Annotated in this window: 21 protein-coding genes and 1 tRNA gene; 14 read left to right on the top strand and 8 right to left on the bottom strand. The window is 60.0% G+C overall.

Translation table 11 applies throughout. The annotated features are described in order from the left end of the window. Positions 1-19: 19 nt before the first annotated feature. Positions 20-601 (bottom strand): RNA polymerase sigma factor RpoE/AlgU, encoded by a 582-nt coding sequence (rpoE, locus tag AC3IX1_RS06805; RefSeq protein ID WP_003172477.1) that lies wholly within the window; start codon positions 599-601, stop codon positions 20-22. Between the two features lie 554 nt (positions 602-1,155). Here rpoE and nadB point away from each other — a divergent pair. Further along, positions 1,156-2,772 (top strand): L-aspartate oxidase, encoded by a 1,617-nt coding sequence (gene nadB / locus AC3IX1_RS06800; protein ID WP_489387603.1) that lies wholly within the window; start codon positions 1,156-1,158, stop codon positions 2,770-2,772. Here the strand turns inward: nadB and AC3IX1_RS06795 are convergent. Together AC3IX1_RS06795 and AC3IX1_RS06790 are read right to left on the bottom strand one after the other, a co-directional pair. After that, positions 2,741-3,193 (bottom strand): protein YgfX, encoded by a 453-nt coding sequence (locus AC3IX1_RS06795; RefSeq protein ID WP_489387602.1) that lies wholly within the window; start codon positions 3,191-3,193, stop codon positions 2,741-2,743. The two genes, nadB and AC3IX1_RS06795, sit on opposite strands and share 32 nt — an antisense overlap. Beyond that, positions 3,177-3,431: an FAD assembly factor SdhE gene (locus AC3IX1_RS06790; protein WP_057716026.1), complete on the bottom strand. Its 255-nt coding sequence runs from the start codon at positions 3,429-3,431 to the stop codon at positions 3,177-3,179. Before AC3IX1_RS06790 ends, AC3IX1_RS06795 begins: the two co-directional genes overlap by 17 nt. Before the next feature lie 149 nt (positions 3,432-3,580). Here AC3IX1_RS06790 and ygfZ point away from each other — a divergent pair, with 149 nt between their 5' ends. Next, positions 3,581-4,522 (top strand): CAF17-like 4Fe-4S cluster assembly/insertion protein YgfZ, encoded by a 942-nt coding sequence (gene ygfZ / locus AC3IX1_RS06785; RefSeq protein ID WP_489387601.1) that lies wholly within the window; start codon positions 3,581-3,583, stop codon positions 4,520-4,522. Between the two features lie 34 nt (positions 4,523-4,556). Further along, on the top strand, positions 4,557-5,378 hold the full coding sequence (locus tag AC3IX1_RS06780; protein WP_489387600.1) for an HDOD domain-containing protein: 822 nt from the start codon (positions 4,557-4,559) through the stop codon (positions 5,376-5,378). A gap of 145 nt (positions 5,379-5,523) precedes the next feature. Here the strand turns inward: AC3IX1_RS06780 and AC3IX1_RS06775 are convergent, their stop codons facing one another. Both AC3IX1_RS06775 and AC3IX1_RS06770 read right to left on the bottom strand, forming a co-directional pair. Beyond that, positions 5,524-6,912 carry a sensor histidine kinase N-terminal domain-containing protein gene (locus AC3IX1_RS06775; protein ID WP_489387599.1) on the bottom strand — a complete coding sequence of 463 codons (1,389 nt, stop codon included), beginning with the start codon at positions 6,910-6,912 and terminating at the stop codon, positions 5,524-5,526. Further along, positions 6,905-7,576, bottom strand: coding sequence for a response regulator (locus tag AC3IX1_RS06770; RefSeq protein ID WP_007979804.1), 672 nt, complete (start codon positions 7,574-7,576; stop codon positions 6,905-6,907). Before AC3IX1_RS06770 ends, AC3IX1_RS06775 begins: the two co-directional genes overlap by 8 nt. Before the next feature lie 237 nt (positions 7,577-7,813). Here AC3IX1_RS06770 and AC3IX1_RS06765 point away from each other — a divergent pair, with 237 nt between their 5' ends. Genes AC3IX1_RS06765 through AC3IX1_RS06745 form a run of 5 tightly spaced genes read left to right on the top strand, consistent with a single transcriptional unit; the run spans position 7,814 to position 13,181 of the window. After that, positions 7,814-9,103, top strand: a complete 1,290-nt coding sequence (locus tag AC3IX1_RS06765) for an OprD family porin (RefSeq protein ID WP_489387598.1) — start codon at positions 7,814-7,816, stop codon at positions 9,101-9,103. A 39-nt stretch (positions 9,104-9,142) separates the two neighbouring features. After that, complete coding sequence (locus AC3IX1_RS06760; protein WP_489387597.1) at positions 9,143-10,120, top strand: Bug family tripartite tricarboxylate transporter substrate binding protein; 978 nt, start codon at positions 9,143-9,145, stop codon at positions 10,118-10,120. Positions 10,121-10,179: 59 nt separating this feature from the next. Continuing rightward, entirely contained in the window at positions 10,180-10,638 is a 459-nt protein-coding gene (locus AC3IX1_RS06755) for a tripartite tricarboxylate transporter TctB family protein (RefSeq protein WP_489387596.1), read from the top strand. A gap of 1 nt (position 10,639) precedes the next feature. Beyond that, the gene (locus AC3IX1_RS06750; protein ID WP_489318720.1) at positions 10,640-12,154 is read left to right on the top strand and encodes a tripartite tricarboxylate transporter permease; all 1,515 of its coding nucleotides are present in this window, start codon (positions 10,640-10,642) and stop codon (positions 12,152-12,154) included. After that, a complete protein-coding gene (locus tag AC3IX1_RS06745) occupies positions 12,147-13,181 on the top strand; it encodes an AbrB family transcriptional regulator (RefSeq protein ID WP_489387595.1) in 1,035 nt (344 codons plus the stop codon). The genes AC3IX1_RS06750 and AC3IX1_RS06745 overlap by 8 nt, the downstream gene beginning before the upstream one ends. A gap of 86 nt (positions 13,182-13,267) precedes the next feature. On the opposite strand, the gene ung is transcribed toward AC3IX1_RS06745, so the two are convergent. Next, positions 13,268-13,960, bottom strand: a complete 693-nt coding sequence (gene ung / locus AC3IX1_RS06740; protein WP_489387594.1) for a uracil-DNA glycosylase — start codon at positions 13,958-13,960, stop codon at positions 13,268-13,270. Positions 13,961-14,092: 132 nt separating this feature from the next. Here ung and AC3IX1_RS06735 point away from each other — a divergent pair, with 132 nt between their 5' ends. Further along, positions 14,093-15,205 (top strand): enoyl-CoA hydratase/isomerase family protein, encoded by a 1,113-nt coding sequence (locus AC3IX1_RS06735; RefSeq protein ID WP_489387593.1) that lies wholly within the window; start codon positions 14,093-14,095, stop codon positions 15,203-15,205. Between the two features lie 129 nt (positions 15,206-15,334). Here the strand turns inward: AC3IX1_RS06735 and AC3IX1_RS06730 are convergent, their stop codons facing one another. Together AC3IX1_RS06730 and AC3IX1_RS06725 are read right to left on the bottom strand one after the other, a co-directional pair. Beyond that, entirely contained in the window at positions 15,335-15,790 is a 456-nt protein-coding gene (locus AC3IX1_RS06730) for a hypothetical protein (RefSeq protein ID WP_489387592.1), read from the bottom strand. Between the two features lie 167 nt (positions 15,791-15,957). Continuing rightward, positions 15,958-16,206: a hypothetical protein gene (locus AC3IX1_RS06725; RefSeq protein ID WP_150727543.1), complete on the bottom strand. Its 249-nt coding sequence runs from the start codon at positions 16,204-16,206 to the stop codon at positions 15,958-15,960. A gap of 255 nt (positions 16,207-16,461) precedes the next feature. Between AC3IX1_RS06725 and AC3IX1_RS06720 the strand changes: the two genes are divergently transcribed. From AC3IX1_RS06720 to AC3IX1_RS06700, 5 genes are all read left to right on the top strand, one after another. Beyond that, complete coding sequence (locus AC3IX1_RS06720) at positions 16,462-16,764, top strand: diguanylate cyclase domain-containing protein (RefSeq protein WP_489387591.1); 303 nt, start codon at positions 16,462-16,464, stop codon at positions 16,762-16,764. Further along, the gene (locus AC3IX1_RS06715; protein WP_489387590.1) at positions 16,751-16,969 is read left to right on the top strand and encodes a cysteine-rich CWC family protein; all 219 of its coding nucleotides are present in this window, start codon (positions 16,751-16,753) and stop codon (positions 16,967-16,969) included. Before AC3IX1_RS06720 ends, AC3IX1_RS06715 begins: the two co-directional genes overlap by 14 nt. A 34-nt stretch (positions 16,970-17,003) precedes the next feature. Beyond that, positions 17,004-17,696, top strand: a complete 693-nt coding sequence (locus AC3IX1_RS06710; protein ID WP_489387589.1) for a pseudouridine synthase — start codon at positions 17,004-17,006, stop codon at positions 17,694-17,696. A gap of 313 nt (positions 17,697-18,009) precedes the next feature. After that, complete coding sequence (locus tag AC3IX1_RS06705) at positions 18,010-18,894, top strand: alpha/beta fold hydrolase (protein ID WP_489387588.1); 885 nt, start codon at positions 18,010-18,012, stop codon at positions 18,892-18,894. A gap of 181 nt (positions 18,895-19,075) precedes the next feature. Next, positions 19,076-19,149 (top strand) — tRNA-Gly (locus AC3IX1_RS06700). Positions 19,150-19,463: the final 314 nt, after the last annotated feature.

Raw genomic sequence — 19,463 nt, 5'->3', positions numbered from 1 at the left:
TTGGCTGTCGCCGCTGTCTTTAGTTTTCCTGCAACAACGGCTGCAGGGCTTTGTCGATGGCCTCCCGGGCGCGGAAGATCCGGGAGCGCACGGTGCCTACCGGACATTGCATGACGCTCGCAATGTCCTCGTAACTCAGACCATCAAACTCACGTAAAGTTAAAGCCGTACGTAAGTCTTCCGGCAGTTGCTGAATGGTTCGATGGACGGTGCCTTCGATCTCATCCCGCAGCAAGGCCCGCTCTGGCGACTCGAGATCCTTGAGGCCATGATCGCCATCGTAGAACTCTGCATCCTCGGAACTGACATCGCTATCCGGCGGCCGACGGCCGCGTGAAACCAGATAGTTTTTCGCCGTGTTGATGGCGATGCGGTAAAGCCACGTATAAAACGCGCTGTCTCCGCGAAAATTTCCAAGTGCACGGTATGCCTTGATAAAGGCTTCTTGTGCCACATCCTGGGCTTCATGGGTGTCGTGCACGAAACGCACGATCAACCCGAGAATTTTGTGCTGGTATTTCAGCACTAGCAGATCGAAAGCACGCTTGTCGCCGCGCTGAACGCGTTCGACCAGTTGCTGATCCTCTTCCTGGGTTAGCATGAACACTCCTCGATGAGCTCGGAGGAGGCTTGCAGAAGTAAACCACCAGACTTGCAAACATAGACTCGGGCTTTTCGCAAAAGTTCTCCCCCTCCAGGCAAGTTTCCTGCGGGCTCTGATTTGGCACGCACGAAAAGCGCAGCACGAGTTGACCCGGCTGCGCGGATAATCTTGTCATCGGTTTTTTCAGCAAGGATCGAACTGCAATCCCGTACTGAAACCGACACTGTCCCTTGTTGTTTCAGGCAACCTTCTATTGATCTTGGCCCTTTGGCAAAAGTTCCAAATATTTATAGCTGTGCAAACCCGACATTGTGCAACCGTGAAGGGAAAATGACTGTTACATCGGCGATACAGTCATTCTCGCGCCCAACGAGCAGAAAAACATCCGACGAAGCGACCGACATTTTGCGTCACAGTAGTTTCACAATGCCATGCTGGCTCGGGTATTGTGCCGCTCCCCCCCTCTATATACTAGTGGGCTGTGCGGCTGCCTGACTCGCCAGTCCAGCTGCGCCACCCCCGTCCCGGGTCGCTTTGAGCGGAATCCTGAAATGAGCCAACAGTTTCAACACGATGTTCTGGTAATTGGCAGCGGCGCTGCCGGCTTGAGCCTTGCGCTGACCTTGCCCGGTCATTTGCGCATTGCCGTTCTGAGCAAGGGCAACCTCGCCAATGGCTCGACTTTCTGGGCCCAGGGCGGCGTTGCGGCCGTGCTTGATGACACCGATACCGTTGAATCCCATGTCGATGACACCCTCAATGCCGGCGGCGGCCTGTGCCATGAGGACGCCGTGCGCTTCACCGTCGAGCACAGCAGGGAAGCGATTCAATGGCTGATCGACCAAGGCGTGCCTTTTACCCGCGATGAACAGTCGAGCAACGAAGATGGCGGGTTCGAGTTCCACCTCACCCGCGAAGGCGGTCACAGCCATCGGCGCATCATCCACGCCGCCGATGCCACCGGCGCTGCCATTTTCACCACCCTGCTCGACCAGGCCCGGAAACGACCGAACATCGAACTGCTGGAACAGCGGGTTGCGGTTGACCTGATCACCGAGAAACGCCTGGGACTCGAAGGTGATCGTTGCCTCGGTGCCTATGTGCTCAATCGCGGCACCGGCGAAGTCGACACCTACGGCGCCCGCTTTGTGATCCTCGCCTCCGGTGGTGCGGCCAAGGTTTACCTCTACACCAGCAACCCTGACGGCGCCTGCGGCGATGGTATTGCCATGGCCTGGCGCTCGGGCTGCCGGGTGGCGAACCTGGAATTCAACCAGTTCCACCCCACTTGCCTGTATCACCCGCAAGCCAAGAGTTTCCTGATCACCGAAGCCCTGCGAGGCGAAGGTGCCCACCTCAAGCTGCCGAACGGTGAGCGCTTCATGCAGCGTTTCGATCCACGGGCCGAGCTGGCGCCACGGGACATCGTCGCCCGGGCCATCGACCATGAAATGAAGCGCCTGGGCATCGACTGCGTCTACCTGGACATCAGCCACAAGCCTGAAGCCTTCATCAAGTCGCACTTCCCAACGATGTACGAACGCTGCCTGGAGTTCTCCATCGACATCACCAAACAACCGATTCCGGTGGTCCCGGCGGCGCACTATACCTGCGGTGGCGTGATGGTCGATCAACAGGGTCGTACCGATGTGCAGGGACTGTACGCCATTGGCGAAACCAGTTTCACCGGCCTGCACGGCGCCAACCGCATGGCCAGCAACTCGCTGCTGGAATGTTTCGTCTATGCCCGCTCGGCGGCGGCAGACATTCTTGAACAGCTGCCCCGGGTGCCGATGCCGGCCCCCCTTCCCGTCTGGGATGCGAGCCAGGTCACCGATTCCGATGAAGACGTGATCATTGCGCACAACTGGGATGAACTACGGCGATTCATGTGGGACTACGTCGGCATCGTGCGCACCAACAAGCGCTTGCAACGGGCGCAACACCGCGTGCAATTGTTGCTGGATGAAATCGACGAGTTCTACAGCAACTACAAGGTCAGCCGGGACTTGATCGAGCTGCGCAACCTGGCCCAAGTGGCCGAGTTGATGATTCTGTCAGCCATGGAGCGCAAGGAAAGCCGTGGCCTGCATTACACCCTCGACTACCCGGACATGCTGCCGGTCGCGCTGGACACTATTCTGGTGCCGCCCACCTACGTCGGCTGAATTTGAGCCGGACCCGCAGGCGTCGGTGCACATCCGCCGCCTGCGCATCCCGGGGCACGCAAATGGCCCTGACCCGACGCTCGCCGCGCAATCGAAAACGCAGTACCACCACCAATGGCAGCGCCAGACTGTCCGGCCTCAGTTGCACGGGTTGCCAACCCCTGGCCCGACTCCACAACTGCCAGCCATCGGCATCGCGCCGCAAGCCGCAAAAGGCCTGCGGGTGGGTCAGCAGGATTTGCCGGGGTAACACCCAGGCTCCATGAACCACGCACAACACGACGCCGAGCGAGCTGGCCCAGACCGGAACCGACAGTAAAAACAAAGAACCCAACGCGAACAGCTGGGCCAGAAGATACGCCGCCAGCAACTGCCGTGAGGCATGCCAGCGGCATTCGAAGCCATTACTTGGGCTGGACACGATCCAGGATCATGCGAACCATGCGTTGCAGCTCAGGATCTTCCGATTCGCTGCGTTCCATGAACCAGCCGAACATGTCCTGATCTTCGCATTCGAGCAACCTGACGTAGCAGGCGCGATCAACCTCGTTGAGGTGCCGATAAACCTCTTTCACAAACGGCACCAGCAACACGTCAAGCTCAAGCATGCCGCGGCGGCTGTGCCAGTAGAGGCGGTTCAGTTCAACATCTTCGACCATGGAGCGCTCCTCAAATAGGCCGCAAGTATACAGGCCCGCGCCCCGTCGAACAGACGGCTTTGGTCGGGCACCGCCGAGCCTTTGTTAACTACCCATTTCGAAGGAGGCCCCTTATGATGTCCTCCAGACTATTTACCCTGCGATGACCCATGGCCGATTCTGCTTTTTTCTGCACCCTTTCTCATGAAGGTGTTCTCGCGGTCCGCGGCGCGGACGCCAGCAAATTCCTGCAAGGCCAACTGACCTGCAACCTCAACTACCTGAGCGATTCCCGGGCCAGCCTCGGTGCCCGTTGCACGCAAAAAGGCCGGATGCAATCGAGTTTCCGCATCCTGCTCGAAGGGGACGGCGTGGTCCTGGCCATGGCCACCGAATTGCTCGAACCGCAACTGGCGGACCTGAAAAAATACGCTGTGTTTTCCAAGTCGAAACTGACCGACGAAAGTGCCGCCTGGGTCCGCTTCGGCGTTGACCATGGCGACGCCGCACTGGTCAGCCTCGGCCTGGACCTGCCGGCAGAAACCGACAGCGTCGTGCGCAACGACGGGCTGATCGCCATCCGTATCTCGCCTGAACGTGCCGAACTGTGGGTCGCCGCCGGTCAGGCCGATGCGGTCAAAGGCAAGCTTTCAGCGGTACTGAGCGAAGGCGATCTGAATCAATGGCTGCTGGGCCAGGTCCGCGCAGGGATCGGCCAGGTCATGCCCGGCACCCGCGAGTTGTTCATCCCGCAGATGCTCAACCTGCAAGCGATCGGTGGCGTGAGTTTCAAGAAAGGTTGCTACACCGGGCAGGAAATCGTCGCGCGGATGCAGTACCTGGGCAAACTCAAGCGCCGCCTGTATCGCCTGCAACTGGCTGCCGGCGAACTGCCTGAACCGGGTACCCCGCTGTTTTCCCCGACCCACGGCAGCTCCATCGGCGAAGTGGTGCTGGCTGCCCGCGCCGGACAGAACATTGAACTCCTGGCGGTGTTGCAAGCCGAAGCAGCAGATAGTGGAGACCTCCACCTGGGCGCGCTCGAAGGGCCGTCCTTGCAGCTGCTCGACCTGCCTTATGAACTGGATCGCGACCGCGAAATCCAGCAATAACGGCAGCACCTGGCGCGACACCTAGAGAGACTAAATGAGCAAGCTGGCGGAAAAGGTCCAACAGGATTTGGTTGAGGCCATCAATAACGATGACCTGGTTCTGCCAACATTACCGGAAGTGGCCCTGCAGATTCGCAAGGCCGCGGAAAACCCGGAAGTCAGCGTCAGTACCCTGAGCAAAGTGATCGGCCGCGATACCGCGCTGTCGGCACGCCTGATCAAAGTGGTCAACAGCCCGTTGTTGCGCGCGGCCCAGGAAGTGACCGACCTGCATACCGCGATCACCCGCCTGGGCATCAACTACAGCTGTAACCTGGCGATCGGCCTGGTCATGGAGCAGATTTTCCATGCCCGCTCCGACGTGGTGGAACAGAAGATGCGCGATGTCTGGCGTAAAAGCCTGGAAATCGCCGGCGTCAGCTACGCCTTGTGTCGCCGCTACACCCGACTCAAGCCCGATCAGGCGGCCCTTGGCGGGCTGGTGCACCAGATCGGCGTGCTGCCGATTCTGACCTACGCCGAAGATCACTATGAGCTGCTGTCCGACCCGGTCAGCCTCAACCACGTGATCGACCAGATTCATCCGCTGATCGGCGAAAAACTGCTCAAGGTCTGGGAATTTCCCGACATGCTGGTGCAAGTGCCGCGGCTATACCTGAACTTCAAGCGCCAGTCTGCGCAGGTCGACTATGTGGATCTGGTGCAGGTGGCCAGCCTGTATTGCCTGCAGGACACCGATCACCCGCTCGCCCGTGCCGATGCGTTGAATGCACCGGCCTACAAGGCACTCGGAATCGACTTTGACGACAAGGCGATGTGCGCCGATCTGGAAGAAACACGCACGATGTTTTACTGATCATTGTGGCGAGGGGGCTTGCCCCCGTTCGGCTGCGCAGCAGTCGTAAATCCTGACTATGCGGTGTGCCTGGCTTACACGGTCGCAGGTTTTGGGGCAGCTTCGCAGCCCAACGGGGGCAAGCCCCCTCGCCACAAATGTTGTGTTACTCCCCGGAGACAAAACTCACCCGCACCTTCAACCCTGCGTGCTCACCATCGTGCAGGCTGATCTGCGCCAGATGCGCGCGGCAGATCTCACCGACAATCGCCAGACCCAATCCGGAGCCGGCCACTTGCTGATTGCGCCGGTAAAAACGCTCGAATACCCGATCGCGTTCTTCAAGCGGTATGCCGGGGCCATCATCTTCGACTTCCAGCACGGCGGGCGCCGAGACGCGCAGAATCACGTTGCCACCCGGCGGCGTGTGGGCCAGTGCGTTATCCACCAGATTGCTCAAAAGTTCGTTCAATAGCGTCGGCTCGCCCCGCAGCCAGACCGGCTCATCCGCTTCCAGTGCCAGCGCGATACCACGCTTGTGGGCCAACGGCGCCATGGCCATGCCCAGTTCCCGGGCCAGCTGACTCAGGTCCAGCAACTGCGCGCCGCCTTCGGCAATCGCCCGGGCGCCATTTTCGACCCGTGCCAGGGAAAGCAACTGATTGGCCAGATGGGTCAAGCGATCCGTGCCCTGGGCGGCAGTCTCCAGCGTGCTGCGCCAGGTGTCGGGCTCGGCCGAGCGCATGCCCAGTTCCAGGCGCGCCTTGAGTGCCGCCAATGGCGTGCGCAGCTCGTGGGCGGCATCGGCGATGAATTGCGCCTGCTTCTCGAACTGCCCGCGCAAGCGCTCGGTAAAGTGATTGAGTGCGCGCACCAGCGGCCACAATTCGCGCTGCACTTCCACCAACGGCAAGGGGCGCAGATCGTCCGGCTGGCGTTCTTCTACTGCCGTGCGCAAGCGTTCCAGCGGGCGCAACGCGGCACTCACCGCAAACCACACCAACATCAAGGCCCCACCCGCCAGCATGCCCAGGCGCAGCAAAGTATCTGTCGCCAGACTGCGGGCCATGCTCACCCGCGCTTCATCAGTTTCCGCCACGCGAATTTCCGCCATGCCGTTCATGTTCGGCTCGCTCACGGGTTTGAGCAGGCTTACCACGCGCACGTTCTGCCCGCGGTACTGGGCGTTGTAGAAACGTGCCAGCGCCGGATAGTCATCGGTGCGCGGCGTTCCCGGTGGTGGCGCCGGCAGGTTTTCGTAACCGGAAATCAGCTTCTGATTGATGTCGTTGACCAGGTAGAAAATTCGCCCGGCACTGTCGTAGGCAAACGTATCGAGGGCCACGTACGGCACGTCGGCACTCAGGGTGCCGTCGCGCTGGGAGACGCCGGCGGCGATGGTTCGCGCCGAGGCCAGCAGGGTCCGGTCATAGGCCGTGTCGGCGGCTTCGCGCCCGTTCCAGTAGGCGCTCAACCCACTGGCCAGCATCAACACCACCAACAACAGCGCCAGATTCCACAGCAACCGCCAGCGCAGGCTGCTGGGCTTATGCATCGCGGCTTTCCAGCAAGTAACCGAGGCCGCGGAAGGTCACGATGGCGACCGGCTGGCCGTCGAGCTTCTTGCGCAGGCGGTGCACATAGATTTCGATCGCATCGGGGCTAGCCTCTTCATCGAGACCGAACACTTGCGACGCCAATTGCTCCTTGCTCATCACCCGACCGGGGCGCGCGATCAGGGCTTCAAGTACGGCTTGCTCGCGGGAAGTCAGGGTCAGCAATTCTTCGCCGAGGGTGAAACGCCGGGTTTCCAGGTCGTAGGCCAGCACACCGCAACGCTGAATGCGCTCACCGCCCAGCACGCTGCGGCGCAACAAGGCTTTGACCCGGGCTTCGAGCTCGGTCAGTTCGAACGGTTTGGCCAGGTAGTCGTCGGCGCCGAGGTTCAGGCCGTGGACCCGGTCCTTGACGTCGCTGCGGGCGGTCAGCATCAGCACCGGCAGGTTCTTGCCCCGCGCCCGCAATCGCGCCAGCACTTCGAAACCATCCATGCGCGGCAAGCCGACGTCGAGGATCGCCATGGCGTATTCCTCGCTGCCCAGCGCCAGGTCGGCTGCCACGCCATCGTGCAGAACGTCCACGGTCAGCCCGGTGCTCTTGAGCGCCTGGGCGACACTTTCGGCGAGCTGCAAATGGTCTTCGACGAGCAGGACACGCATGGATCTTTACCTCATTCCGGGATGGTCGACGCCATTCTCTGGCGCGAAGTTTACAGCCGCAACCGCCGCTGTGAAGCCCGAAAACCGTGAAAGTCAGCTGAAAGGTTAGCGAAAGGTTAGCCCGTTACAGTCCAGCCACGGACAGTTTCGACTGCCGTCGCTGCAGCCACACAGCGATACGAAAAACGCCTCGAAGCGTTTTCGACAAATAAGAACAATAAACGGAGTAAGTCATCCATGCAGTCCCTGCAGACCCAGGCTATCGCGCCTGCCCGCCTCTCCCGTTTCAGCCACACTGCGCTTGCCAGCGCTGCCGCCCTTGCCGGCTTTTCACCGTTGAGCCAGGCCGCATTCTTCGAAGACAGCTCGGCCACTTTCGAAACCCGCAACATGTACTTCAATCGCGATTTTCGCGATGGCACCAGTGCCCAACAGTCCAAGCGTGACGAGTGGGCCCAGGGGTTCATGCTCAATCTGAAATCAGGCTACACCGATGGCACCGTGGGGTTCGGTGTCGATGCGCTGGGCATGTTGGGGGTCAAGCTCGATTCAAGCCCGGACCGTACCGGTACCGGCCTGCTGCCGACCGACGATGGGCGCGCCGTGGACGAATACTCCAAGCTCGGCCTGACCGGCAAAATGAAAATCTCCGCCAGCGAGTTGAAGATCGGCACCCTGATTCCGGAACTGCCGATCCTCAAGCCCAATGACGGGCGCATCCTGCCGCAGACCTTCGAGGGCGGCATGCTGACCTCCAAAGAGATCAAGAACCTGACCTTCACCGGCGGGCGTCTGGATAAAGCCAAGGACCGTGACAGCACCGACTTCGAGGACATTGCCCTCAACAACAAGAACGGCCGTTTCGCTGGCACCGTGGCCGGTAAGCACTTTGATTTTGGCGGCCTGGACTACAAGTTCACCGACAAGATCACCGGCAGCTACCACTTCGCGCAACTCGATGAAGTCTACAACCAGCATTTCCTCGGTTTGATCGCCTCGCAGCCATTCGGCCCCGGCACCTTTGGCACCGACCTGCGGTTTGCCATCAGTGACGACCAGGGCGAGGCCCGTGGCGGTCCGATCGACAACAAGTCCCTCAACGGCCTGGTGAGTTACGCCTTGAGCGGACACAAGCTCAGCGCGGGCTACCAGCACATGTCCGGCGACAGCGCGTTCCCGTATGTGGATGGCGCCGACCCGTACCTGGTGAACTTCGTGCAGATCAACGACTTTGCCGGCGCCGAAGAGCGCTCCTGGCAAGCGCGTTATGACTTCGACTTCGTCACCCTCGGCATCCCCGGCCTGACCTTCATGAGCCGTTACGTGAGCGGTGACAACATCAAGCTCAAGAGCGGTGACGAAGGCAAGGAATGGGAACGCAACTCCGAGATTAAATATGTTGTACAAAGCGGCGCGCTCAAGGATGTCGCCGTGCGCCTGCGCAATGCCACCTACCGTTCCAACTACTCTGCTCGCGATGCCGATGAAGTGCGTCTGCTGGTGAGCTATAGCGTTGCCCTTTGGTAATTCAGTGCGTCAATAACAACAACTCCCAAGGAGACTTGAATGAACCTGTCAATGCGTAAACTAGCCCTCGCCGCCAGCGTCCTGCTGTTCACCGGCCAAGCGCTTGCCGAACCCAAACGCCCGGAATGCATCGCCCCGGCCTCGCCCGGCGGTGGTTTCGACCTGACCTGCAAACTGGCGCAAAGTGCGCTGATCAATGAAAAACTGCTGACCAAACCGATGCGCGTGACCTACATGCCCGGCGGTGTCGGCGCGGTGGCGTACAACGCGGTGGTCGCCCAGCGTCCGGCCGATGCCGGCACCCTGGTGGCCTGGTCCAGCGGTTCGCTGCTGAACCTGGCCCAAGGCAAGTTCGGTCGTTTCGATGAAACCAACGTGCGCTGGCTCGCTGCCGTCGGCACCAGCTACGGCGCCATCGCGGTGAAGAGCGATTCGCCCTACAAGACCCTCGACGACCTCGTGCAGGCACTGAAGAAAGATCCGAGCAAAGTGGTGATCGGTTCCGGCGGCACCGTCGGCAGCCAGGACTGGATGCAAACCGCGCTGATCGCCAAGGCCGCCGGGATCAACCCCCGTGACCTGCGTTACGTTGCCCTCGAAGGTGGCGGCGAAATTGCCACCGCCCTGCTCGGCGGCCACATCCAGGTTGGCAGCACCGACATTTCCGACTCCATGCCACACATCCAGAGCGGCGACATGCGCCTGCTGGCTGTGTTCTCCGACAAGCGTCTGGACGAGCCGGAAATGAAGGACATTCCGACCGCCCGCGAGCAAGGCTATGACATCGTCTGGCCAGTGGTCCGTGGTTTCTACCTTGGGCCAAAAGTCAGCGATGAAGACTATGCCTGGTGGAAAGCGGCCTTCGACAAGCTGCTGGCTTCCGAAGACTTCGCCAAGTTGCGCGATCAGCGCGAGCTCTTCCCGTTCGCCATGACCGGCCCGGAGCTGGACACCTACGTGAAGAAGCAGGTTGCGGACTACAAAGTGCTGGCCAAAGAGTTCGGCCTGATCCAGTGATCGCCTCTGTCTAGCGGCCGCGGCTCCGTTTGGCGGAGTCGCGGCACAGGAGTTCCCCCATGCTCTTACAACGCATTTTTGCTTCGGTGCTGTTGCTGGCCTGTCTCAGCCTGGTGCTGATGGCCTTGCCCTACCAGGCACCTTTTTCCTACGAACCGATCGGCCCGCGCGCGTTCCCCCTGTTGATGCTGGGACTGATGGGCCTGGCACTGGTTTACATGGTGTATCGCCCCTCGCCGATCAAACACACCGACGAAGATCCGCCGATGGATCGCGAGACCCTGACCAAGATTGGTATCTGCGTGCTGTTGCTGCTGGTCTTCGCCGGGCTGTTCGAACCGCTGGGTTTCATCCTCAGCAGCATGTTGGTTGGCATTCCTCTGGCTCGCCTGTACGGCGGGCGCTGGCTGCCGGGCGCGATCATCATCAGCCTGATGAGCGTCGGTCTGTACCTGCTGTTCGACAAAGTCATGGACGTGCCACTGCCACTGGGCCTGCTCGACGTTCTGGAGAACTGATATGGATACGCTTGGTTACTTGAGTCACGGCTTCGGTGTCGCGCTAACCCCTTACAACCTCGTGACTGCACTCAGCGGCACGCTGATCGGTACGGTGGTCGGCCTGCTGCCGGGACTGGGCCCGATCAACGGCGTGGCGTTGTTGATCCCGATCGCCTTCGCGTTGGGCTTGCCACCGGAGTCGGCCTTGATCCTCTTGGCCGCGGTTTACCTGGGTTGCGAATATGGCGGGCGGATCAGTTCGATTCTGCTGAACATCCCGGGCGAAGCTTCGACCGTCATGACCACCCTCGACGGCTATCCGATGGCCCGTCAGGGGCTGGCCGGTGTAGCGTTGTCGCTGTCGGCGTGGAGTTCATTCATCGGCGCTTTCATTGCCACCTGCGGGATGGTGGTGTTTGCGCCGATACTGGCGAAATGGGCGATTGCCTTCGGTCCCGCGGAATACTTCGTGTTGATGGTATTTGCGATTGTCTGCCTCGGCGGCATGGCCGGGGATCGACCGCTGAAGACATTCATCGCGGCGTTGATCGGGCTGTTCCTGTCGACCGTCGGCATTGATGCCAACAGCGGTGTGTACCGGTTCACCGGGGACAACATCCACCTCACCGACGGCATTCAGTTTGTGGTGTTGGTACTGGGCCTGTTCTCCATCAGCGAAATTCTATTGCTGCTGGAAAAAACCCACCGTGGCCAGGAAGCCTTCCAGGCCACCGGCCGGATGATGTTCAACTTCAAGGAAGCCGCATCGGTATTTTGGGTGAACATGCGTTGCGGTGTGCTCGGCTTCATCATGGGCGTACTGCCGGGTGCCGGCGCAACGCTGGCCAGTGCCGTGGCCTACATGACCGAGAAACGCATCGCTGGCCCAAGCGGAAAATTCGGACAAGGTGACAAACGTGGCCTGGCCGCCCCGGAAACCGCCATTGGCGCAGAAGCTTGCGGTGCACTGGTACCGATGCTGACCCTCGGCGTTCCCGGCTCGGGCACCACGGCAGTGATGATCGGCGCGCTGTCTCTGTACAACATCACGCCAGGCCCACTGCTGTTTCAACAGCAACCGGACATCGTCTGGGGCCTGATTGCATCGTTGTTCATCGCCAACATCATGCTGGTGATCCTGAATATTCCGATGATCCGCATCTTCACCAAAATCCTTGCCGTGCCGAACTGGGCGCTGGTGCCGATGATCGCGATCATCACCGCCATTGGCGTGTACGCGGTGCATGCCACGACCTTCGACCTGTTCCTGATGATCGGCATCGGCATCTTCGGCTACATCCTGCGCAAGCTGGACTTCCCGTTGTCGCCGGTTTTGCTGGGTTTCATCCTCGGTGGCTTGATGGAGCAGAATCTGCGTCGGGCGCTGTCGATTTCCAACGGTTCGCTGGATATTCTCTGGTCGAGCGGCATCACCGTCGGAGTCTGGGGGTTGATCGTGGTCATGTTGCTGGTGCCGATTGTGCGCATCTGGCGTAAACGTTCAGTGGCGCAACGCGTTATCGCCGATGTCTGATCGGTCCCCCTTCAAACTCTGGTGGGGAACCCCGCTGGTCGGCCTGCTGGGCGGTTACCTCGCCAGCCAGGTCGGCTGGCCTTTGCCGTGGATGGTCGGCTCGTTGCTGGCGATCATCCTCGTGCGCTGCCTGACACCCTGGCAATTGGCCGAAATCCCTGGCGGGCGCAAATGCGGCCAGTGGATCGTCGGCATCGGTATCGGCCTGCACTTCACCCCGCTGGTGATGGAGCAGGTGCTGAGTCATTTCGGACTGATCTTCTTCGGTGCGTTGGTCACCAGCCTGTCGGCGGTCGTCGGCGTGTGGCTGATGCGCCGCACCGGTGAAGATCGCGCCACCGCGTTCTTTTCCAGCATGCCCGGTGGTTCCGGGGAGATGGTCAACCTCGGCGCCCGCAATGGTGCGGTGCTCAGCCGCGTGGCGGCGGGGCAGAGTTTGCGGGTGTTGGTGGTCGTACTGTGCGTACCAGCAGCCTTCAAGTATTTGTTGGGCGACGGTGCGCCGATTTCCCACGTCGGCAGCATCGATTGGCGCTGGCTGGCGGTGTTGTTTCCCGCTGGCGCGTTGGCGGCCTGGATCTGGGAACGCCTGCGTCAACCCAACCCCTGGCTGTTCGGGCCGTTGCTGGTCAGCGCGGCAGTCAGCATCGGCTGGGATCTGCACATCGGCTTGCCCAACGGCGGTAGCCAGATCGGCCAATGGTTGATCGGTAGCGGTCTGGGCTGTCACTTCAACCGGCAGTTTTTCCGGCGTGCGCCATCGTTCATGGGGCGCACCTTGATCGGCACGGTGTTGACCATGCTGATCGCCACAGCGGCGGCATTGGGTTTGAGTGCGCTGACCCATCTGGATCTGCGTTCACTGACCTTGGGCATGATGCCGGGCGGTATTGCCGAGATGAGCCTGACGGCGGAAACCCTGCAACTGTCGGTGCCGCTGGTGACAGCGATGCAGGTGATGCGGCTGTTGTTTGTGCTGTTTCTGGCGGAGCCGTTGTTCAAGTATTGGAACCGCGATCCAGAGTAAAGACCGAGTCGACTTCATCGCGAGCAGGCTCACTCCTACAGGGAACGCATTTCAATGTAGGAGTGAGCCTGCTCGCGATGCTTTTTTCAAACAGATGGAAGACGCCACTCGATCGGCGTCTCGCCATTCTGTTCCAGAAACTTGTTGGTGCGGCTGAAGTGCCCGCAACCGAGGAAGCCGCGATAGGCCGACAGCGGTGACGGGTGCACCGAGGTCAGCACCAGATGTTTGGTGGCATCGATCAGTTTCTGTTTGCTCTGGGCATGGGCGCCCCACAGCATGAACACCAGGTGCGGTTGCTGTTGGCTGACCACTTCAATGACCCGATCGGTGAAAAACTGCCAGCCCTTGTCCTTGTGCGCATTGGCGTTGGCGCGCTCGACGGTCATGGTGGTGTTGAGCATCAGCACCCCCTGATCGGCCCAGCTCTGCAGGTAGCCATGGTTGGGGATGTCGATGTTCAGGTCGCGCTTGAGTTCTTTGTAAATGTTCACCAGCGACGGTGGCGCTGGCACGCCCGGTTGCACCGAGAAGCACAAGCCATGGGCCTGGCCCGGGCCGTGATAAGGGTCCTGGCCGAGGATCACCACCTTGACCCTGTCCAGCGGCGTGGAATTGAGCGCATTGAAAATCATCGGCCCCGGCGGATAGATCTCCTTGCCGGCCGCCCGCTCCTGTTGCAGGAAGTTTCGCAACTCTGCCATGTAGGGCTGGTCGAATTCGGCACGCAGTGCCTCCTTCCAGCCCGGTTCGAGTTTGATACGGTCGTCAGCAGTCATGGTTACATCCGGCAAAAACAATGGGGCGAACCCTAGGAAAGCGCATCACGCTTGTCAATTGATCTGATGCAGATCCGGCACTTTCCCACACAGCGATCATACTTAACCCTCAAATTCCCGATCGAGGTCACGATGAATCTGCACTTCGAAGAACTCACCGGCACCGACGGCGCGCGCATCGGCATCGCCAGCCTGGATGCCGAAAAATCCCTGAACGCCCTGTCCCTGCCGATGATCAACGCCCTGCGCGACCGCCTGGAAGCCTGGGCCAAGGACCCGCAGATCGTCTGCGTCCTGTTGCGCGGCAACGGCGCCAAGGCCTTTTGCGCCGGCGGCGAAGTGCGCAGCCTGGTGGAAGCCTGTCGCGTCCATCCGGGCGAAGTACCGCCACTGGCTGCGCAGTTTTTTGCCGCGGAATATCGCCTGGACTTCAAACTTCATACCTACCCGAAACCGCTGATCTGCTGGGGCCATGGCTATGTGCTCGGCGGTGGCATGGGACTGTTGCAAGGGGCAGGCATCCGCATCGTTACGCCGAGCAGCCGGTTGGCCATGCCGGAGATCAGCATCGGCCTGTACCCGGACGTTGGCGCCAGTTGGTTTCTGTCGCGCCTGCCCGGCAAGCTCGGGTTGTTCCTGGGCCTGAGCGGTGCGCACATGAACGGCCGCGATGCCATCGACCTGGACCTGGCCGATCGCTTCCTGCTCGATGAGCAGCAGCCGCAATTGATCGAAGGCCTGTTGCAATTGAACTGGCAGGAACAGACACCGATGCAGCTCAACAGCCTGCTCAAAGCCTTGCAGCAGGAAGCCGTGGCGCAGATACCCGAAGCCCAGTGGCTGCCGCGCCGACAGCAGATCGACGAACTGCTGGACGTCAGCGACGTACGTTGCGCCTGGAAGGCCATCAGCGCCTTGCGCGATCACACCGACCTATTGCTGAGCCGTGCAGCCAGGACCCTGAGCGAAGGCGCGCCACTGACCGCTCATCTGGTGTGGGAACAGATCATCCGTGCCCGGCACCTGTCGCTGGCCGAAGTGTTCCAGATGGAATACACCCTGAGCCTCAACTGCTGTCGTCATCCGGAATTCAGCGAAGGCGTACGAGCCCGGCTGATCGACAAGGACCAGAAGCCGCACTGGCACTGGCCGGACATCAACAACGTGCCGGATGCGGTGGTAGAGGCGCACTTTCACAAGGCGTGGGAAGGTCGGCATCCGTTGGCGGATTTGTCCGAATACTGAAGTCCGGGCATAAAAAATGTGGGAGCGAGCCTGCTCGCGATGAGGGCGTGTCAGTCGACGTTATTGCTGTCTGACACACCGCCTTCGCGAGCAGGCTCGCTCCCACAGGTTTTGTATTCAGTTTAATGATTAGCGGTGATTACCCCGCCCGTTGCGATAGCCGCGCCCGTCGTGACCGCGATAGTCGTTGTTCCAGTTCCCGCGGTTACGGCCGTCCCAACCATGGTTCTGATGCATGCGGTAGTCACCCCGCGACGGCTGATAGTAACGAGGGGCCGACTGGTAATGGCGCGAGGGTTGATACATCCGCGGCTGCGAGTAATAGCGCGACGGGTGATAGATCCGCGGCTGTGAGTAATAGCGCGGTGTCGGCTGGTAATACCGCGCTGGCGGCACGTAGTACCGGGGCGGCGGTGTGTAGTAACCGCCACCATTGGAGTAGTAGGAACTCCCCCCGGCGTAATAGGTTGGCGATGGCGAGGTATAGACCTCGGAACTGTAGTAACTGCCTCCTTCATCGTAATAAGGCACGCACCCACCAAGGGATAATCCCAACACAGCTAGCAGAAGAATTCGACAGAGCATGGCGGCCTCCTGGACCGCGGGTAAGCCACACCAGCGACGCTGGCAGGCGACAGTCAAATGTTCGGTGACTGTCGAAACATCAGACACCGAATTCGGAATCTGGTGCGTCCCCGAAACACATGGAAACATCTGGCCGATGAAAGGTTTTTCATCCATTCACGTCCTGATCAACGATGGCCACCGCGATGTCCACCGCCATGATGTCCGCCGCCGTGGCCACGGTAGTAACCATGCCCACCGTAGTAATAGGAGCGATAACCACCGTAGTAACGTGGACCGTAGTAGCCGTAGTAATAGGGCGAGTAGTAGCCGGGGTAGTAATAAGGTCCCCCGTATACGTCGGCAGGACCGGCGTAGTAGTAGCAGCCAGACAATCCAAGACCAAGCACTGCACCTAACAATAATCGACGCAACATGGCGGCCTCCGTAAAGACCTGTAGCAGCAGCCGGCACACACCGACTTACACCTGTTTTGACTGGCAATCCCCTGCCAAGTGCGACGTTGCACCCACCGTCTGATCAGCGGCGGACAGGTTGCATCACATTGCGGCCTCGCTCGCGATGACGCCTTCGCGATATGTGTGAACGACCATTCGCGGCACACATAGAGCAGTTATTTCCCGGCAGTGCCATTAGAATGCGACCATCGGATGACTGCCAATGGAACTGCCATGCCGCTTCGCTCGCCGCTGTACTCTCAACGTTCGTTGGTGCTCACGCTGGTCGCGTTGCTGGGCGCAGGTTTCCTCGCCACCTCCTTCCTCAGTTACTACGCCTCCCGGGCCTCGATCCGCGACAACATCGTCAACACCGAGTTGCCGCTGACGGTGAGCATCGGTCTCACCACCCTGCAGCCCGATGACACCTTGCACAGCCTGCTGTCACGGGCGGATCATGCGATGTATCGGGCCAAGCAAAGTGGCCGTAACCGAACCTGCGTGGAAATGTCTCACTCCAGCTATGAACCAGCCTGACCTCTGCCCCGCCTGCGGTGCACCCAACGACTGCACCCTGGCCGATCCGCGAACCGCTGACCGCGCCTGCTGGTGCTACGGCGTCAGCATCGACCCGGCCGTGCTCCAGGCGCTGCCGGCGCAACTGCGCGACGCCTCCTGCCTGTGCCCGCGCTGCGCGGAGGTCGAGGCGCAGTTGCAAGCAGCGTCCGGGGCGATCAAGTAAGATGCGCGCCCCTTTCTTTACCGATCCTTAAGTCATGCGTGTCGACCGTTTCCTCAGCAACCTGCCGTGCTTCAACCGTAAGCAGGTGCGCCTGTTGCTGGTGGAAAAACGCATCAGGGTTGACGGAAAAATCGTCAGTGACCCGCACAGCGAAGTCCGTGAATTCAGCCGCGTCGAAGTCGACAACGAGGTGCTGCAAGTCGGTAAACCCCTGCGCCACTTCATGTTGCACAAGCCCGCCGGCTGCGTCAGCGCCACCCGGGATCCGCAGCACCCGACCGTGCTCGATTTGATCGATGAACCGGACAAGGACGAACTGCACATCGCCGGACGCCTGGATTTCAATACAACCGGCCTGATGCTGATCACCAACGACGGCAGCTGGTCGCGGCGCCTGACCCAACCGCAGACCAAACTGCCCAAGGTCTATTACGTCGAAACCGAGCAGGACATCGGCCCCGAATACGCGATCACGTTCAGCCAGGGGCTGTACTTCGCCTTCGAAGACCTCACCACTCAACCGGCCGGGCTAGAGCTGCTCGGGCCAAAATCCGCGCGTCTGAGCATCGTCGAAGGCCGCTATCACCAGGTCAAGCGCATGTTCGGCCACTTCAACAACAAGGTGATGCGTCTGCACCGCGAACGCATGGGACCGCTGGTGCTCGACGACGCGTTGAAACCGGGCGAATACCGCCCACTGAGCGATGAAGAGATCGGATTGATCTAAGCAGGCGACCGCCGAGCAGAAAGTTGTCGAACAATTTACCAACGGCACTTGCGCGATGACGTGACCCCTGCTTGAATCAGGACGTCGGCCGAAATGTGACCGACGAGTCACCACATACTTCTAAGAAACTTTTTGCCGGTAGGAACCCTTGGGTTCCGGCCTCATCCGGCAGACTGCCCGCCAATAACAATACCCGTCGACCGGACTGCAATGGATCGACATGGGCCTCTCAAATTCCAGGCGTATGCCTACCTGTCACAAAGCTCGTGCAATCTCATTTGCGCGCATACCCGCTTGCCAGGAGTCTTATGACATGAGGCCAGAAATCGCTGTGCTGGATATACAGGGTCAGTATCGGGTTTACACGGAGTTCTATCGCGCAGACGCCGCAGAGAAGACCATTATCTTGGTCAACGGCTCGATGGCCACGACTGCGTCGTTTGCACAAACCGTGAAAAACCTCCATCCGCAGTTCAACGTCGTCTGCTACGACCAGCCCTACGCGGGCAGGTCAAAAGCCCACAACCTGCATGAAAAAATGCTCACCAAGGAAGTCGAAGGGCAGATCCTTCTTGAGCTGATCGACCACTTCGCCGCCGAACACGTGCTGTCGTTTTCCTGGGGCGGTGCGGCGACCATGATGGCGTTGTCGCAACGGCCACGGCGCATCGAAAAAGCCGTGATCAGCTCGTTCTCCCCGGTGGTCAATGCGCACATGCTCGACTACCTCGAGCGCGGCGTCGAACACCTCGGCAACCTGGACCGCGACCGGGTCGGACACCTGGTGAACGACACCATCGGCAAACACCTGCCGTCGTTGTTCAAGCGTTTCAACTATCGCCACGTCAGCTCCCTGGCCGAACATGAGTACGGGCAGATGCACTTCCACATCAGCGACGTGCTGCACAGCGACCGCCAGTGCTACCTGCACGCGGCGAAGAAAATCGACGTGCCGGTGCTGTTCCTCAACGGCGAATGGGACGAGTACACCGCCGCCGACGACGCCCGGTTGTTCGCCGGCCACGTGCAACACAGCACGTTCAGTACCATTCAGGCCACCGGCCACTTTCTCGACATGGAACACAAGGCCGCCTGCCGAGACAGCCGCAACGCACTGATGGGCTTCCTGAAACCAGCGCAACTCGAAAGCCGACCGCGTTACCACAACGTCCAGGAACACCATGCATTGGCAAGCTGAAGTAGCGTCATCGCGAGCAAGCCCCGCCCTGCTGCGTTAAACGTATTCTGCAGGCGCGAGGCTTGCCCGCGATCGACCGTCATGCGGTCCGGGCTTTTTTGTCACATCTGCGTTAAACCCGCTCCACGTAAAGAAAAACTTCAAATCCGCGGCCGTATCTGGTACAAAGTCACCGCTCTGAGCGGGTGTCGTATAATGGCATTACTCCAGCTTCCCAAGCTGATAACGAGGGTTCGATTCCCTTCACCCGCTCCAATCGAATTTTGATCTCACGTCAGGGTGGTTTTGACGGGGGATGTAGAGACAGAAAAAACCGGCCTTGATGGCCGGTTTTTTTGTGGGCGTAATTTGATGGCGTCGGATTTGTGGATAGCTTGGTCGGTCACTTTCCGGTGATCGATGAGTACATTCTTTCTTTCGCGGTTGTGGCGACTACTCTGAAAGCTATTAGCGTTTTTCTCCAAAAATACGAATTCAGTATCAAATTTCATCCAGCATTAATATTTTTCCACCCACGAAATTATCGTTTCGCCATAATATGGAAGTTCTGTTAACGCTTTTCCTGTCTC

This window comes from Pseudomonas sp. KH_046_2 (genome assembly GCF_057838985.1).
The sequence above is the reverse complement of the archived record's forward strand: the minus strand, read 5'-3'. Positions and strand labels throughout refer to the sequence as shown.